The following is a 16,559-nucleotide window of genomic DNA, read 5'->3' on the forward strand; positions in this document are numbered from 1 at the left end:
CGTCAGCGAGCGATCACTTGATGGTCAGAGCCACCAGATTGCCGCCGTTGCCGTAGGCATATAGCCAATCACCCACGACCAGCGGACGGGCACGCAGGCCGTCGCTGTCGATACGCGTACGGCCGACAAAACGACCGTCCACCTGGCTGACCAGGTGCAGATAACCTTCCAGGTCACCGAACGCGATATAGCTGGAGAACACTTCTGGAGCCGACAACTGTCGACGAGCCAGGGCATCATTGCTCCAGAGTGCCGAAGCCGAACGCTCGTCGATACCTTCAACGGTGCCGCTGGCCAGGCTTACGTAAACACTGCCGTAACCCTGAGCAACACCGACTGAACTGGACGCTTCACGCTGCCAGAGGATACGACCGCTTTCCAGATCCAGCGCCGCAACACGGCCCTGGTAGCTGACGGCGTAAAGGGTGCCGGCCGAGAGCAGCAGACCACCGTCGATATCGACTACGCGATCCAGTTCGGAACGGCCCTGCGGCACAGCCACACGCTGTTCCCAAACCGGAATACCACGCTGGGCATCCAGCGCAATCACCTTACCGGTGGACAGGCCGGCGATCGCCAGGCGGTTGGTCAGCACCGGGCTACCAGTGCCGCGCAGGGTCAGTACTGCCGGGGTGTTTTCAAAGATCCAACGCTGCTCGCCGGTGTTCATGTCCAGGGCGATCAGGCGGTCATCTTGGGTCTGTACCAGCACCACGTCGCCGTTCAGCGCAGGCGGAGCCAGCACTTCACTGGTCACGCGGGCGCGCCACTTTTCTTCACCGCTGGCGGTGTCGAGGGCGATGATCTCGCCTTTAAGCGTGCCAACCACAACCAGGCCATAGCCTGCACCGACGGCGCCGGACACCGGTAGCTCCAGGTCGGCTTTCCAGATGACCTTGCCGGTCATGCGGTCCATGGCAACAACCAGACCTTCGACATCGGCGGCATAAATCTGCTCACCATCAATCGCCGGTACCAGCATGTTGAAGGACTCGCCCTGGCCATCGCCAATCGAACGACTCCATTCTTTCTGCAGGCTAACCTCTTCCTCAAACTTGGGCAGATCGGCCGGTGGCAGTTCCTTCTTGCTATTGCTGCTGCAACCTACGGCCAGAACGGCCAAGGCCAGCAGTGCGGCATTCTTCCAGCGCATCACGTCACGCATCCCCTTTTGCCAGATCATCCAGCTTCATTTGCAGACCACCGACAGCGGCATCTTCAGAGAGCGCTGTCTTGGCTTTTTCGTAGGCGGCATGCGCGTCATCGGTACGACCGAGTTGCACCAACAGGTCACCTTTGAGTTCTTCACGGCTGGCGACAAAGGCCGGCGCAACCTTGGCATCCAGCAGTTTCAGGGCATCTTCAACTTTGTCCTGCGCAGCCAGTACGCGCGCCAGGCGCTGACGGGCCAGCTCAGCCAGACTGTCATCGGCCGGTTTGTCGACAATGGCCTGCAACTCGCTAGCAGCGTCATCCAGCTTGCCCGCTTCGACCGCAACCTTGGCTACGAACAGACTGCCGTATTGGGCGTAATGGGTACCGGCAAAATCTTTTTTCAGCGTGTTAGCCAACTCAGCAACTTTGCTCGCATCAGGCTTGCCGCTTGGATCCAGCGCAGCTTCGAGCAATTGCTGATACACCAGCGAAGCGCCCTGGGACTGATTAGCCTGGTACTTCTGCCAGCCCTGCCAGCCGAACACCACCACCAATGCCAGCGCAACACCGGTCAGTAATGGCATGCCATTGCGCTGCCACCAGTCCTTGATTACCGCCAGTTCTTCATCATCAGTACGCGAAACCACCCCAACACTCCTATTCGCTAAATCACTCAACAGGCGCTCAGGCCTGATCGGCGCTGGTCGCCAAATGGTCGGCCAATGCCGACCACGCAATACTTTGTTGCTCGCCCTGACCGCGCAGCGGTTTGCAACCTACCACTTGCTGGGCCAATTCGTCTTCACCCAAGATCAAGGCGTACAAGGCGCCACTCTTGTCGGCTTTCTTGAACTGACTCTTGAAGCTACCCGCCCCGACATTCACCTGCAGACGCAGGTTTGGCAGCTGGTCACGCAGTCGCTCGCTCAAGGCCAGCGCCGCCAGTTCAGCAGGCTCGCCAAAGGCACACAGGTAAACGTCGACCGTACGGGCGATTTCAGCCGGTACTTTACCTAGAGTTTCGAGCAACAGCACCAAACGTTCGATGCCCATGGCAAAACCCACGCCTGGCGTCGGCTTGCCGCCCATTTGCTCAACCAGACCATCGTAACGGCCGCCCGCGCACACTGTGCCCTGGGAACCGAGCTGATCAGTCACCCACTCGAACACGGTCTTGCTGTAATAATCCAGGCCACGCACCAGCTTGGGATTGATCACGTAAGGCACACCGGCCGCATCCAGACGGGCTTTAAGCCCCTCGAAATGCACGCGCGACTCTTCGTCCAGGTAATCCGCCAGCTTCGGCGCATTGACCAACAGCGCCTGCGTTTCCGGGGCCTTACTGTCGAGCACGCGCAGCGGATTGGTGTTCATACGGCGACGGCTGTCTTCGTCCAACTGATCGGCATGAGCCGTCAGGAACTCGACCAGTGCATCACGGTAAACGGCACGCGCGGCGCTGGTGCCCAGGCTGTTGAGCTCAAGCTTCACCGCATCGCGGATACCCAGGAGGCCCCACAGGCGCCAAGTCAGCACGATCAACTCGGCGTCGATATCCGGGCCGTCGATGTTGAAGACTTCTACACCAATCTGGTGAAACTGGCGGTAACGGCCTTTCTGCGGACGTTCATGGCGAAACATCGGGCCGATGTACCAGAGTTTCTGCGTCTGGCCACCGCCGGACAGGCCATGTTCAAGCACCGCACGGACACAGGCAGCAGTACCTTCCGGACGCAGCGTCAGGGAATCACCGTTGCGGTCGTCGAAGGTGTACATCTCTTTTTCAACGATATCGGTGACTTCACCAATAGAACGTTTGAACAGCTCGGTGAACTCAACGATCGGCATACGAATTTGCCGATAGCCGTAACCGTCCAACAGACTGGCGACGGTACCTTCAAAATAGCGCCAAAGCGGAGTCTGCTCGGGCAGGATATCGTTCATGCCACGAATGGCTTGCAGGGGCTTGCTCACTTCAATTCCTTAGCAGTCTTAGCTGCGCACGATGACCGCGGCGTCAGCAGCAACCTTATCGGCGGCTTTCTGGCGGATCAGCTTTTCCAGCTCATCAACCAGGTTGTCATTACCCAGCTTGTGCGCCGGCTTGCCATCGATATAGATCAGGTTGGGCGAACCACCGGTCAGGCCGATATGGGCTTCCTTGGCTTCGCCTGGGCCGTTGACGACACAGCCGATGACCGCCACATCCAGCGGTACCAGCAGATCTTCAACGCGCTGCTCCAGCTCGTTCATGGTTTTCACCACGTCGAAGTTCTGCCGTGAGCAGCTTGGGCAGGCGATGAAGTTGATGCCACGGGAACGCAGACGCAGGGATTTGAGGATGTCATAGCCGACCTTGATCTCTTCCACCGGATCAGCGGCCAGGGAGATACGAATGGTATCGCCGATGCCCTCAGCCAGCAGCATGCCCAGTCCGACCGCCGACTTGACCGTGCCAGAGCGCAGGCCACCGGCTTCGGTGATACCCAGGTGCAACGGTTGCTCAATCTGCTTGGCCAGCAGGCGATAAGCTTCGACGGCCATAAACACGTCAGACGCTTTCACACTGACTTTGAAATCTGGAAAGTTCAGACGGTCCAAATGCTCAACGTGACGCAGGGCCGACTCAACCAACGCCGCGGGTGTGGGCTCGCCATATTTCTTCTGCAAATCCTTTTCCAGCGAACCGGCATTCACTCCGATACGAATCGGAATACCTTTATCCCGCGCCGCTTCAACAACTGCGCGCACACGGTCTTCACGACCAATATTACCTGGGTTGATACGCAGGCAATCGACGCCAAGCTCGGCTACGCGCAAGGCAATCTGATAGTCGAAGTGAATATCGGCCACCAGCGGCACACGCACCTGCTGTTTAATCTTGCCGAAAGCTTCGGCTGCATCCATATCCGGCACCGAGACACGCACGATATCCGCGCCTGCATCCTCGAGGCGACGAATCTGCGCCACGGTGGCTGCTACATCATTGGTGTCGCTGTTGGTCATGCTCTGCACGGCGATGGGCGCATCACCACCCACCGGCACTGAGCCAACCCAGATTTTGCGTGAAATACGGCGTTTGATCGGTGATTCGCAATGCATGTTACTGCCCACCCAACTTCAGACGCGCGGTTTCACCGGAGATGAACGGGTTCACATCAACTGGGCTGCCATTCAGGCTCACCTGAGCGCCTCGAGCGAAGCCCAGACGCAGCTCCAGTGGTGCCTTACCGGCCAACTCTAAGCTATCGCCTTTGCGCTTGAGGGCGCTGAAAAGCACCTTGCCATTGGCATCTGTCAGCTGCGTCCAGCAATCAGCAATAAAGGTCAGACTAACCACCGCCTCACCGGCGGCTGCCTGCACAGGTGCAGGTGCAGGTGCAGAAGATACTTCGGGCAGGGCGTCAGCAACTACCGGCGGTACCTCAGCAGACGCAGCAGGCACAGCAGGAGCAGCTGCTGTATCGGCAAGGTTTTGCGGCTGCTCAACTTGAGGAGCTACCACGGCCGCAGCTTCGGCCCCGGTTGCACTGGACAGCCCTGCAGCACCCTCAGGAAGTGGCGGTAACGTCACGCCTGCATCCAGCTGAGCGGCCTCTACCGCTTGATCTTCCGGCTCATCCAACGGATGGATCTGTGTGGTGCCATCAGCACCGTCCACCTCAACATGCTCAAGGCTGGTTGACGCCAAGTCTGCGGCACGACGCTCAGCCTGCTCTTGCCACCAGAAGAAGCTCAAACCGGCTAGCGCCAGCAAGAGGACAAAGCTGACCATCCGCAAGATACGTTGCGAGTAGCTCACGGGCTCCTCGATACGGCCCAAGCTGTGAACACTGCTACCCGCCGCATCGCTGCCAGTGAATTGGTCAAATTCCAGCACCAGACGATTCTGATCAATGTCCAGTAACTTGGCGTAGGCCCTGACATAACCACGCGCAAAGGTATGCCCGGGGAGCTTATCGAAAGCACCTTGCTCGACCTGACTCAAGCGCTGAGGGGTCAAATTAAGCTGCGCTGCAACTTCGGCAATAGTCCAACCACGCCCCTCACGAGCCTTGCGCAAAGTCTCACCCGGGTTGATACGGGGAACTGCTAGCACTTCTGGATGCGCCGCTTTCATCATTGCTCCGACAGGTATTGCTGATATTCCGGCGTGCCCGGATAAAGTCGCTTCAACTGCAAACCGAGGCTCGCCGCGTTGTCGCGCTCTTCGAAAATCTTCGCCAGCCGGACGCCCAGCAATAGGCTGCGCGCATCTGGCTGAGCAAGCGCCATGTAGCTATCGTAATAGCCCCGCGCGGGAACATATTGTTTGTCCTCAAAGGACAACTGCGCCATTTCCATCAACGCGCGGGGACGGCGGCTATTCAACCGTAGCGAACGCTCGAAATAGGCCTTGGCCTGCTCACGCTGCTTGAGCTGTAAGGAGGTCAGCCCAAGGTTTTCAAACACCCGTGACCGCTCCGGATAAAGCGTGTCCTGAGCAGCTTGTGAATAGCGTTCGAAGGCTTCCTGGTAACGCTGCTGCTCAAACAGAAAACTACCGTAGTTATTCAACAAGCGAGCATCGTCACTGTTTTGCGAGAGCGCCTTGCGGTAGTGATCGTCAGCCAGCTTGGGCTCCATTTCAATCTGGAACACCAACGCCAGTGCGGCATGTGCATCCGCATTCGATGAATCGAGCTCTAACGCTTTCTTCAACGGAATCTTGGCGCGTTCGGTCTCGCCTTGCTGTAGATAACCAATCCCAAGCTGCACGTAAGCATCTCGGGCTTCGTCACGTCCTTTGGACGTTTTCATCGGATCGACATTACCGGTTGTAACGCAACCGGCTAACAGACTGGCGGCCAACAGCAATAACGCGGGACGCAAGGTCATGGGTATCCTCCCCTCAGGTTCGATTGGCGGCGGAACTCGGCGTTTCGGCCTCGCTACTCAATTCACGCACAGCAATATAGCGCTCACTACGGCGGGTACGATCCATGACCTGGCCGACCAACTGACCACATGCAGCATCAATGTCCTCGCCTCGCGTGGTGCGCACGGTGACATTGTGCCCGGCCTTGTGCAGCAGGTCCTGGAAACGGCGAATGGCATTGTTGCTTGGCCGCTCGTACCCGGAGTGGGGGAAGGGATTAAACGGAATCAGGTTGATCTTGCAAGGCACATCTTTGAGAAGTGCGATCATTTCCTCAGCGTGCTCGGTCTTATCGTTTACATCCTTGAGCAGGGTGTATTCGATTGTAAGCACGCGTTTCTCGCCAAGGCGCGAGACATAACGCTTACAAGCCGCCAGCAGCATTTCCAGCGGGTACTTCTTGTTGATCGGCACCAACTGGTTCCGTAGAGCATCGTTCGGCGCATGCAGTGACAGCGCCAGTGACACATCAATCACTTCGCCAAGCTTGTCGATCATCGGCACCACACCCGAGGTGGACAGCGTCACCTTGCGTTTGGAAATGCCATAGCCGAGGTCGTCCATCATGATTTTCATGGCGGCGACGACGTTGTCGAAGTTCAGTAGCGGCTCGCCCATACCCATCATCACTACGTTGGTGATGGCACGGTCGATCTTCGCCGGCACGCTGCCGAACGACTTGTTGGCGATCCACACCTGACCGATCACTTCGGCGGCACTCAGATCACTATTGAAACCTTGTTTACCGGTTGAGCAGAAACTGCAATCCAACGCGCAGCCGGCCTGCGACGACACACACAAGGTGCCACGCGTACCCTGGGGGATATACACGGTTTCTACGCAACTGCCTGACGCCACCCGCACTACCCACTTGCGCGTGCCATCAGTGGAAATATCTTCGCTGACCACTTCCGGGCCGCGGATCTCAGCACAGGCCTTGAGCTTTTCGCGCAAGACCTTGCTGACGTTACTCATGGCATCGAAATCATCGATACCAAAGTGGTGAATCCATTTCATCATCTGCCCGGCACGGAAACGCTTTTCCCCGATGCTTTCGAAGAATTGTTCCATCTCTGCCTGGGTCAGACCCAGCAGATTGATTTTACCGGTAGCTTCAGTCATGGCTTCACCCTCACCCGATTCGCTTAGCGAATACGTGCGCAAACTTCGGTGGCAGCGAAGAAGTAAGCGATTTCGCGGGCAGCAGAGGCTTCCGAGTCGGAACCGTGAACAGCGTTTTCGTCGATGGAAACAGCGAAATCAGCACGGATGGTGCCGGCAGCTGCTTCTTTAGGGTTGGTAGCGCCCATCAGTTCGCGGTTAGCCAGAACAGCGTTTTCGCCTTCCAGAACCTGAACGATAACTGGACCGGAGGTCATGAAAGCAACCAGGTCTTTGAAGAAGCCGCGCTCGCTGTGCTCAGCGTAGAAGCCAGCCGCTTCGCGCTCGGACAGTTGAACCATTTTCGAAGCAACGACGCGCAGGCCGGCTTTTTCGAAACGAGTGGTTATCTCGCCAACAACGTTTTTAGCAACGGCATCCGGCTTGATGATGGAGAAAGTGCGTTGAACAGCCATGTGAAACTCCAGAAACAATGATTAAAGCGAAAAATTAAACCCGCGAATTATACGCGGGTTCCGGTTAAATGCGTAGGCCAGGCCAACAGGCCAGTTAATCCGCCTCGTCGATCCAGGCTGCCTGAACGGCTTCAAGCACCTTCTCGCCGCCGCGCTGCGGGTCGTCACTGAACTCCGGCAACGCCAGAATCCATTTATGCAGATCCACAAAGTTCACGTAGCGAGGGTCTACCTCAGGTTTGGACTCCGCCAGCTGAATGGCGATTTCCAGAACATCAACCCACTTCAGACTCATATCAACTCCTTGAATCAGTGCGGCGCTTCGGCAGCGTGGTTGAGCGAGTACTTGGGGATTTCCACAGTCAGATCTTCATCGCCCACAATAGCCTGGCAGGACAGCCGCGACTGCGCCTCCAGCCCCCATGCCTTGTCCAGCATGTCTTCTTCGAGCTCATCGGCCTCGGTCAGCGAGTCAAAGCCTTCACGAATAATGCAGTGGCAAGTGGTGCAGGCGCAGACACCGCCACAGGCGCTTTCAATTTCGATATGGTGTTCATGCGCCACTTCGAGCACTGACGTACCTGGCGCAACCTCGACCACCAGCCCTTCCGGACACAGCACCGCGTGGGGCAGAAAAATGATCTGCGGCATGCTTATTCCTCAATCTCATCAAGACTACGGCCGGCCAGCGCAGCCTTGACCGTGGCATCCAGGCGACGCGCAGCAAAAGCATCGGTCACCTGGGTCAATCTTTTGGTTTGCTGCTCAATCGCCAAGCCATCTGTGCCGGCCATCAAATCGCGCAATTGCTCGATCTGCGCATCGATGGCCATACGCTCATCGGCATCCAGCAGACGCTCACCATCGGCCAGCAACGCTGCCTCGACCGCCTCCAGCAGACGCTGGGCGTCGACCTGCTGCTCACGCAGTACGCGGGCAACTTTGTCGTCGCCGGCATTTTTGAAGGAATCCTGCAGCATGCGGGCAATTTCGCCATCGGTCAGACCATAAGACGGCTTGACCTGGATACTCGCCTCAACGCCCGAAGCCAGCTCACGCGCAGCAACGCTGAGCAGGCCATCGGCGTCAACCTGGAAGGTCACGCGAATCTTCGCCGCACCGGCGACCATCGGCGGAATACCGCGCAATTCGAAGCGTGCCAAGGAGCGACAATCGCTGATCAGCTCACGCTCACCCTGCAGCACATGCACCATCATGGCCGTCTGACCATCTTTATAGGTAGTGAAGTCTTGGGCGCGCGCCACGGGAATGGTGGTATTGCGCGGAATCACCTTTTCCATCAACCCGCCCATGGTTTCCAGGCCGAGCGACAGCGGAATCACATCCAGCAACAGCAACTCTTCGCCATCGCCGCGCTTGTTGCCTGCCAGAGCATCAGCCTGGATAGCGGCACCAATGGCCACCACCTGATCAGGATCGATGTCGGTCAGCGGCTCACGGGCGAACAACTCGGCGACGGCCTGACGCACGCGCGGCACTCGGGTGGAGCCGCCAACCATAACCACGGCTTCAACCTCATCCAACTCAATGCCGGCATCACGCACCGCGCGGCGGCAGGCCTTGAGGCTGCGTGCGAGCATGGGCTCGATCAGCGCATCGAACTGCTCACGACTCAACTGCCCTGCCCAGCCGGCATAACTGAGGCTTGCCGAAGCGCTGTCGGTCAGGGCTTCTTTAGCGGCACACGCAGATTCCAGCAATAGGCGCTGCTGTGCTGGATCCAGGTCAGAGGAAATCCCGGCCTGCTGCACAATCCAGCCAGCAATCGCGTGATCGAAGTCATCACCGCCCAGCGCACTGTCGCCGCCAGTGGCCAGCACTTCAAACACACCACCGGTCAGGCGCAATACGGAAATATCAAAGGTGCCGCCGCCCAAATCATAGATGGCGACCACACCCTCGGCATGCTGATCCAGGCCATAGGCGACTGCTGCTGCCGTCGGCTCATTGAGCAGGCGCAGCACATTCAGCCCGGCCAGACGCGCAGCATCCTTAGTGGCCTGGCGCTGGGAGTCATCAAAATAGGCTGGCACGGTGATGACCGCGCCCACCAGCTCACCACCCAGAGTCGCTTCAGCGCGCTGACGCAGCACTTTGAGAATATCCGCCGAGACTTCAACCGGGCTTTTCGGCCCCTGCACGGTTTCGATAAACGGCATATGCGATTCGCCACCGACAAAGCGGTATGGCAGCTGCTCACCGAGCTGCTTGACGTCAGCCAAACCGCGCCCCATGAGGCGCTTGACCGACAGCACAGTATTCAGCGGATCAGCCGATGCGGCCGCCTTGGCGACCTCGCCTACCTCGACCCGATCAGCGTGATAACGCACTGCAGACGGCAGAATGACCTGCCCAGCGGCATCGGCCAGCGGCTCGGAAAGGCCGCTACGCACGGCGGCGACCAGCGAATTGGTGGTACCCAAATCAATCCCCACGGCCAGACGGCGCTGGTGTGGCTGGGGGCTTTGTCCGGGCTCAGCGATCTGCAGTAAGGCCATGATTAATCAGTGCTTAGATATCAGGCGCGCCGCAATAGGCGCGCCAGCGTTAATCGTCGAGGCGCTCTTCCAGCTGGCGGACCTCGTGAGAAAGCTTGTCGAGAAACTGCATGCGGCGCATCAGGCGCTCGGCCTCTTCGCGACGCGAAGCATCATCCCAACAAACGGCAAAACTTTCGTTGAGCTCGTCCTGAGCCACTTTCAGACGCCGCTTGAACTGCGCCACCCCGGCCAGGTCGGCACTGTCGTGCAGATCTTCCAGCTCTTCGCGCAGCTGCATTTGCTGCAGCAGGAAATCCGGATCCTGCACCGTCACTTCCAGCGGTAGCTCGGGCCCGCGCAGTGCCAGCAAATAGCGAGCGCGCTGCGGCGCACTCTTGAGCGTGCTGTAAGCCTCGTTGAGACTGGCAGATTGCTCGAGGGCTAAGCGCTGCTCACGCTCGGAAGCGTCAGCAAAGCGATCCGGATGAATCTGCCGTGCCATCTCACGGTAACGCGCGGCAAGCAGCTCCTGATCCAGCCGAAAACCTGGCTGCAGGTCGAATAAAGCAAAGTGACAAGGACTGCCCACAAGCGCCTCAGATATTGAAGCTTTCGCCGCAGCCACATTCGCCGCGCACGTTTGGGTTGTTGAACTTGAAACCTTCGTTCAACCCCTCTTTGACGAAATCAAGCTCAGTACCGTCGAGGTAAACCAGGCTCTTGGGATCGATGATCACCTTGACGCCATGGTTCTCGAACACCTGATCTTCGCTGGCGGCCTCATCGACAAACTCCAGCACATAGGCCAAGCCGGAACAGCCCGTGGTGCGTACACCCAGGCGAATACCTTCGCCCTTGCCGCGCCCCTCAAGAGAGCGACGCACGTGCTGAGCGGCTGCTTCGGTCATGCTGATAGCCATCGACAAACCTCCTTAGAGCAAGCCTTTCTTCTGCTTGTAATCGCGAACAGCAGCCTTGATGGCGTCTTCGGCGAGTACCGAGCAGTGGATTTTCACCGGTGGCAGAGCCAATTCCTCGGCCAGCTGGGTGTTCTTGATAGTTTCAGCTTCGTCTAGGGTCTTGCCCTTCATCCACTCAGTAGCGAGGGAGCTGGAGGCAATTGCCGAACCGCAACCGTAGGTCTTGAACTTGGCGTCTTCAATTACGCCCTGCTCGTTGACCTTGATTTGCAGACGCATCACGTCACCGCAAGCCGGCGCGCCGACCATACCAGTGCCGACGTCTGGGTCTTCCGCGTCCATCTTGCCGACGTTGCGCGGGTTCTCGTAGTGGTCAATGACCTTTTCACTGTAAGCCATGCTGGTATTCCTTCCTCATCAGAGAGTCGCTCTTGCTCGGCGACTACTTAGTGCGCCGCCCACTCGATCTTGGAGATGTCGACACCGTCTTTGTACATATCCCACAGCGGCGACAATTCGCGCAGCTTGGTCACCGCCTCGCATACTTTCTGCGCGGCGTAATCGACTTCTTCATCAGTGGTGAAGCGGCCGAAGGTAAAGCGAATGGAGCTGTGCGCCAGCTCGTCATTGCGGCCCAGGGCGCGCAACACGTAGGACGGCTCCAGAGAAGCCGAGGTGCAGGCCGAGCCGGACGACACCGCCAGATCCTTGAGCGCCATGATCAGCGACTCGCCCTCAACATAGTTGAAGCTGAGGTTGAGATTGTGCGGTATGCGGGCGGTCATGCTGCCATTGATGTACAGCTCTTCAAGACCATCGACCTGTTTGAAGAAGCGATCACGCAGGGCCTGGATGCGCTGGTTTTCCTGGGTCATTTCTTCTTTGGCAATACGGAACGCCTCACCCATACCGACGCACTGGTGAGTCGCCAGGGTGCCAGAGCGCATACCACGCTCATGACCGCCGCCATGGGTCTGCGCTTCGAGACGCACACGTGGCTTGCGACGCACAAAAAGCGCACCGACGCCTTTCGGGCCATACGTTTTATGCGCAGAGAACGACATCAGATCGACCTTAAGCGACTCCAGATCAATCGCCACCTTGCCGGTGGACTGAGCCGCATCAACATGCAGAAACACGCCGCGCGAACGGGTCAGCTCGCCAATCGCCGCGATGTCGTTGATGGTGCCGATTTCGTTATTCACGTGCATGACCGACACCAGGATGGTGTCCTCACGCAGCACTGCTTCAATCATGGCCGGGGTGATCAGACCATCTTCACCAGGCTCGATGTAGGTCACCTCGAAGCCTTCACGCTCAAGCTGGCGCATAGTGTCCAGCACAGCTTTGTGCTCGATTTTCGAGGTAATCAGATGCTTACCTTTACTCTTGTAGAAATCGGCAATGCCCTTGATCGCCAAGTTGTTGGACTCGGTGGCACCAGAGGTCCAGACAATCTCACGCGGGTCGGCATTGACCAGCTCAGCCACTTGGCGGCGAGCATTCTCCACGGCCTCTTCAGCCTTCCAGCCAAATACGTGGGAGCGCGACGCCGGATTGCCGAAGTTACCGTCGACCAACAGGCAATCGCTCATTTTTTGCGCTACACGCGGATCAACCGGCGTAGTGGCGGAATAATCGAGGTAAATCGGCAATTTCATAACTTTCTCCTAATCAGGTATCAGGCGAGCTAGCCAGCGCTTTGCGCTCAATCGACGGCGGACGTTTCGATCTTATCCAGGTACGGCGTCCTGCCATTGCAGCGGCGCTGATCCTGGCGCTGGGCAACTTCCTGCACTTCACGGCGGGTCACCAAGTCAGCCAGACTGATGCCACTCAGAAATTCGTGTATCTGCTGGCTGAGGTCACACCACAAATGGTGGGTCAGACAGGTATCACCTGCGTGGCAGTCGCCCTGCCCTTGGCAGCGCGTGGCATCAACCGACTCATTGACTGCGTCAATCACCTCAGCCACCTGAATACCCTGCATATCGCGCGACAACTGGTAACCGCCGCCAGGCCCACGCACACTGGAAACCAGATTGCCACGACGCAACTTGGCAAATAGCTGCTCAAGGTAGGAAAGGGAAATACCCTGCCGCTCAGAGATATCAGCCAAAGACACCGGCCCACGCTGAGCGTGCAACGCCAGATCAAGCATGGCGGTAACAGCGTAACGGCCTTTGGTGGTGAGTCGCATAAGGGATTACCGCGTGATCGCAATATGACGCGAGTATGCAATTCCCGAGCATTTAAGTCAACTATAAGACCTAGCGCTTTAGTCGGGATTAGCCAGAATGGAGGGCGCGCATCATAGCAAAATGCGCCCCACCACACCATCACGCCGCGGGCTTGTCTGCGTCCTTGACCACACCAGCGAAGTCCTCGTCACGCAGCTGCGGCAAATCCTTGGCGCAGTAGTCACTACCCAAAGACTTGAGAGCGCCGCACATGCCTTCCAGGCGCCCATCCACCGCATGCAGGTGATCAAGCAGCTGACCAATGGCGCGCGCCACCGGGTCCGGCATGTCCTGACTCACGCCATAGGCATCGAAACCCAGCTTCTCGGCAATGGCCTGACGCTTGGCCTCCTGCTCATCGTCAGTTTTGACGATGATCCGCCCAGGAATGCCGACTGCCGTAGCACCCGCCGGGACTTCTTTAGTCACCACAGCATTGGAGCCAATTTTGGCGCCCGCGCCGACCGTGAACGGCCCCAGCACCTTGGCACCAGCACCAACCACCACACCATCTTCTAGCGTCGGATGACGCTTGCCTTTGTTCCAGCTGGTACCGCCAAGGGTCACACCCTGATAGAGGGTGACGTCGTTGCCGATTTCGGCGGTCTCACCGATGACGATACCCATGCCGTGATCAATAAAGAAGCGCCGACCGATCTTCGCGCCCGGATGAATTTCGATACCAGTCATCCAGCGACCGAAGTTCGACACCACGCGCGCCAGCCACTTCCAGCCACTGCTCCACAGCGCGTGCGCTACGCGATGCAACCAGACTGCATGCAACCCCGGATAGCAAGTGACAACCTCAAAGGCATTACGCGCCGCCGGGTCGCGATGAAATACGCTTTGGATATCCTCTTGCATGCGCTCAAACATCTGCCTTCTCCTGCTTAGGGTGCTCGCCACGCGCCGCCTTGATGGTTTCCGTCAAGATACCGCGCAAGATATTCATTTCCAGCCTGCTCACTGCGCTACGCCCGTACAAGCGACGCAGACGACTCATCAGATGTCGCGGCTTGGCAGGATCAAGAAACCTAATTTCAACCAGCGCCTGCTCAAGGTGACGATAAAACGATTCCAGCTCATCCGCAGCAACCGGCTCTTCATCCGGATCGATGACTGCAGACTGCTTGGCCGGCCGCCCCTCAGTTGCCAGCCAGGCCATACGCACTTCGTACGCCAACACCTGCACCGCCGCCGCCAGATTCAACGAACTGAACGCCGGATCGGAGGGAATGTGCACATGATAGTGACAGCGCTGCAGCTCCTCATTAGTCAGACCGGCATACTCGCGCCCAAACACCAAGGCAACCTGCGCACCTTGCTGAGCCTGCTCGCACGCAACACCACCACACTCACGCGGCTCCAGCATCGGCCAGGGAATGTGCCGATCCCGCGCACTGGTACCCATTACCAGGCGACAACCGACAAGCGCCTCCTCAAGCGTGGCCACAACCTGCGCCGCATCGAGAATATCTGTAGCGCCGGAGGCCCTGGCCACCGCGTCTTCGCTCGGAAAATCCCGCGGATCAACCAGTACCAACTGCGACAATCCCATGTTTTTCATGGCCCGTGCCGCCCCACCGATATTGCCCGGGTGACTGGTACCGACCAACACAACGCGAATATTTTCCAGCAACGCAAACGCTCACAGACAAGGCTTTGAGGGGCAAATCTTACAGAACCCACCTGCCTTACGCCACGCAAGACGCAGGTTACACTTCAACCGCCGGGGTTTTCTGCTAGAATGGCCGGCTTTCTTTAACGACCCAGGTGAACATCCATGCAGCCCATGCTGAATATCGCGCTGCGCGCAGCCCGTAGCGCCGGCGAAATGATCTTCCGCTCGACCGAACGCTTGGACGTCATCTCGGTCGACGAGAAAGAAGCCAAGGACTATGTGACTGAAATTGATCGCTCCGCTGAGCAGCTGATCATTCAGGCATTGCGCAAGGCCTTCCCGAACCACGGCATCCTCGGTGAGGAAAGCGGCCTGAGCGAAGGCAGCGGCGACGGCGCAGACTACCTGTGGATTATCGATCCACTGGATGGCACCACTAACTTTATCCGCGGTATTCCGCATTACGCAGTCAGCATTGCGTGTAAATACCGCGGCCGCCTTGAGCACGCTGTTATCATCGACCCGGTCCGCCAGGAGGAATTCACCGCCAGCCGTGGCCGTGGCGCAGCCCTCAACGGCCGCCGCCTGCGCGTCGGTAATCGCAAGAGCCTGGAAGGCGCCCTGCTCGGCACCGGTTTCCCGTTCCGCGACAGCCAGATGGAAAACCTGGAAAACTACATCGGCATGTTCCGCAGTTTGGTTGGGCAAACCGCTGGCGTACGCCGCGCGGGTGCCGCCAGCCTGGACCTGGCCTACGTGGCCGCTGGTCGCTTCGACGCCTTCTGGGAGTTCGGCCTGTCCGAGTGGGATATGGCTGCCGGCGCACTGCTGATTCAGGAAGCAGGCGGTCTGATCAGCGACTTCAGCGGCGGCCACGAATTCCTGGAGAAAGGCCAGATCGTTGCCGGCAATACCAAGTGCTTCAAGGCTGTCCTGACAGCCATTCAGCCGCACTTGTCAGCTTCTTTGAAACGCTGATCAAGCCGCAATAAAAAAGCGCCCCACGGGGCGCTTTTTTGTACCTGCTAAACATGCCTCGATCAGTTGGACTGATCAACCAGCACCAACTGACCATCTTTGACCGGGATCTGACGACCCGGATCACTGGCCATTCGCACCTGACTCACCTTGCCATCCAACTCGTACTTAACGTCGTAACCCACCAACTTCTCACTGGTGTCAGTCACCGTGCTGCAACGGGTTTCAGTGGTGGTGTAAGTATCACGGCTCTGCAAGTGCTCCTGCGCCTTGTTGCCGGCATAGCCGCCACCCACCGCACCCGCAACAGTCGCCAGTTTCTTGCCGTTACCGCCGCCCACCTGGTTGCCGAGCAGACCACCCACCACAGCACCAATCGCCGTACCGGCTATCTGGTGCTCGTCCTTGACCGGAGCCTGACGAGTGACCGCCACATCCTTGCAGACTTCCCGCGGGGTTTTGATGGTTTCCTTGACCGGTTTAACGGCCAGCACTTCGGCATATTCAGGCGCACTGACGAGGCTGTAAGTGGCCACCGCTCCGCCCGCCGTCACACCCACCGCCCCCAACACAGCACCAACCAACATTGACTTGTTCATACAGGCCTCCTTGAAACCGCTGCTTAGCGCTTAACGCGCCTAACTCCCAG

The 16,559-nt window shown here is 58.3% G+C and carries 20 protein-coding genes; 1 reads left to right on the forward strand and 19 read right to left on the reverse strand.

The features are described 5' to 3' along the window. Positions 1–13 precede the first annotated feature (13 nt). The 18 genes from bamB to trmJ all read right to left on the reverse strand — a co-directional run bounded on the left by bamB (position 14) and on the right by trmJ (position 14,950). The gene (gene bamB, locus HCI85_RS03715; RefSeq protein ID WP_160016427.1) at positions 14–1,165 is read right to left on the reverse strand and encodes an outer membrane protein assembly factor BamB; all 1,152 of its coding nucleotides are present in this window, start codon (positions 1,163–1,165) and stop codon (positions 14–16) included. Then, positions 1,158–1,739 carry a tetratricopeptide repeat protein gene (locus tag HCI85_RS03720; protein ID WP_241693752.1) on the reverse strand — a complete coding sequence of 194 codons (582 nt, stop codon included), beginning with the start codon at positions 1,737–1,739 and terminating at the stop codon, positions 1,158–1,160. Before HCI85_RS03720 ends, bamB begins: the two co-directional genes overlap by 8 nt. A gap of 100 nt (positions 1,740–1,839) precedes the next feature. Then, the gene (gene hisS, locus HCI85_RS03725; RefSeq protein WP_167142070.1) at positions 1,840–3,129 is read right to left on the reverse strand and encodes a histidine--tRNA ligase; all 1,290 of its coding nucleotides are present in this window, start codon (positions 3,127–3,129) and stop codon (positions 1,840–1,842) included. Between the two features lie 18 nt (positions 3,130–3,147). Beyond that, the gene (gene ispG, locus HCI85_RS03730) at positions 3,148–4,257 is read right to left on the reverse strand and encodes a flavodoxin-dependent (E)-4-hydroxy-3-methylbut-2-enyl-diphosphate synthase (RefSeq protein WP_090248624.1); all 1,110 of its coding nucleotides are present in this window, start codon (positions 4,255–4,257) and stop codon (positions 3,148–3,150) included. A 1-nt stretch (position 4,258) separates the two neighbouring features. Next, entirely contained in the window at positions 4,259–5,275 is a 1,017-nt protein-coding gene (locus HCI85_RS03735; RefSeq protein WP_167142073.1) for a RodZ domain-containing protein, read from the reverse strand. Beyond that, on the reverse strand, positions 5,275–6,033 hold the full coding sequence (gene pilW / locus HCI85_RS03740) for a type IV pilus biogenesis/stability protein PilW (RefSeq protein ID WP_167142078.1): 759 nt from the start codon (positions 6,031–6,033) through the stop codon (positions 5,275–5,277). The genes HCI85_RS03735 and pilW overlap by 1 nt, the downstream gene beginning before the upstream one ends. A gap of 13 nt (positions 6,034–6,046) precedes the next feature. Further along, complete coding sequence (rlmN, locus tag HCI85_RS03745) at positions 6,047–7,195, reverse strand: 23S rRNA (adenine(2503)-C(2))-methyltransferase RlmN (RefSeq protein ID WP_167142081.1); 1,149 nt, start codon at positions 7,193–7,195, stop codon at positions 6,047–6,049. Between the two features lie 23 nt (positions 7,196–7,218). After that, positions 7,219–7,650 carry a nucleoside-diphosphate kinase gene (ndk, locus tag HCI85_RS03750; RefSeq protein WP_090248631.1) on the reverse strand — a complete coding sequence of 144 codons (432 nt, stop codon included), beginning with the start codon at positions 7,648–7,650 and terminating at the stop codon, positions 7,219–7,221. A 94-nt stretch (positions 7,651–7,744) separates the two neighbouring features. After that, positions 7,745–7,945 (reverse strand): Fe-S cluster assembly protein IscX, encoded by a 201-nt coding sequence (iscX, locus tag HCI85_RS03755; protein WP_090248633.1) that lies wholly within the window; start codon positions 7,943–7,945, stop codon positions 7,745–7,747. A gap of 14 nt (positions 7,946–7,959) precedes the next feature. After that, positions 7,960–8,301, reverse strand: coding sequence for an ISC system 2Fe-2S type ferredoxin (gene fdx, locus HCI85_RS03760; protein ID WP_167142086.1), 342 nt, complete (start codon positions 8,299–8,301; stop codon positions 7,960–7,962). Between the two features lie 2 nt (positions 8,302–8,303). Then, positions 8,304–10,169, reverse strand: coding sequence for a Fe-S protein assembly chaperone HscA (hscA, locus tag HCI85_RS03765; protein WP_167142089.1), 1,866 nt, complete (start codon positions 10,167–10,169; stop codon positions 8,304–8,306). Positions 10,170–10,218: 49 nt separating this feature from the next. Then, positions 10,219–10,740 carry a co-chaperone HscB gene (gene hscB, locus HCI85_RS03770; RefSeq protein WP_160085292.1) on the reverse strand — a complete coding sequence of 174 codons (522 nt, stop codon included), beginning with the start codon at positions 10,738–10,740 and terminating at the stop codon, positions 10,219–10,221. A gap of 7 nt (positions 10,741–10,747) precedes the next feature. Next, on the reverse strand, positions 10,748–11,071 hold the full coding sequence (gene iscA / locus HCI85_RS03775) for an iron-sulfur cluster assembly protein IscA (RefSeq protein WP_090248639.1): 324 nt from the start codon (positions 11,069–11,071) through the stop codon (positions 10,748–10,750). 12 nt (positions 11,072–11,083) lie between these two features. Beyond that, positions 11,084–11,470 (reverse strand): Fe-S cluster assembly scaffold IscU, encoded by a 387-nt coding sequence (gene iscU / locus HCI85_RS03780; RefSeq protein ID WP_040261926.1) that lies wholly within the window; start codon positions 11,468–11,470, stop codon positions 11,084–11,086. 47 nt (positions 11,471–11,517) lie between these two features. Continuing rightward, the gene (locus HCI85_RS03785) at positions 11,518–12,732 is read right to left on the reverse strand and encodes an IscS subfamily cysteine desulfurase (protein ID WP_090248641.1); all 1,215 of its coding nucleotides are present in this window, start codon (positions 12,730–12,732) and stop codon (positions 11,518–11,520) included. 47 nt (positions 12,733–12,779) lie between these two features. Further along, entirely contained in the window at positions 12,780–13,271 is a 492-nt protein-coding gene (gene iscR, locus HCI85_RS03790; protein WP_090248642.1) for a Fe-S cluster assembly transcriptional regulator IscR, read from the reverse strand. A 139-nt stretch (positions 13,272–13,410) separates the two neighbouring features. Beyond that, complete coding sequence (gene cysE, locus HCI85_RS03795; protein WP_167142092.1) at positions 13,411–14,187, reverse strand: serine O-acetyltransferase; 777 nt, start codon at positions 14,185–14,187, stop codon at positions 13,411–13,413. Beyond that, positions 14,180–14,950, reverse strand: a complete 771-nt coding sequence (trmJ, locus tag HCI85_RS03800) for a tRNA (cytosine(32)/uridine(32)-2'-O)-methyltransferase TrmJ (protein ID WP_167142095.1) — start codon at positions 14,948–14,950, stop codon at positions 14,180–14,182. The genes cysE and trmJ overlap by 8 nt, the downstream gene beginning before the upstream one ends. A 144-nt stretch (positions 14,951–15,094) precedes the next feature. On the opposite strand from trmJ, the gene suhB reads away from it, so the two are divergent. Further along, entirely contained in the window at positions 15,095–15,910 is an 816-nt protein-coding gene (gene suhB / locus HCI85_RS03805) for a type III secretion system regulator SuhB (RefSeq protein ID WP_090248646.1), read from the forward strand. Positions 15,911–15,972: 62 nt separating this feature from the next. On the opposite strand, the gene HCI85_RS03810 is transcribed toward suhB, so the two are convergent. After that, on the reverse strand, positions 15,973–16,509 hold the full coding sequence (locus tag HCI85_RS03810) for a glycine zipper 2TM domain-containing protein (protein WP_090248648.1): 537 nt from the start codon (positions 16,507–16,509) through the stop codon (positions 15,973–15,975). Positions 16,510–16,559 lie beyond the last annotated feature (50 nt).

This window comes from Pseudomonas sp. OTU750018, assembly GCF_011636575.1.
Taxonomy (GTDB): domain Bacteria; phylum Pseudomonadota; class Gammaproteobacteria; order Pseudomonadales; family Pseudomonadaceae; genus Aquipseudomonas; species Aquipseudomonas peli.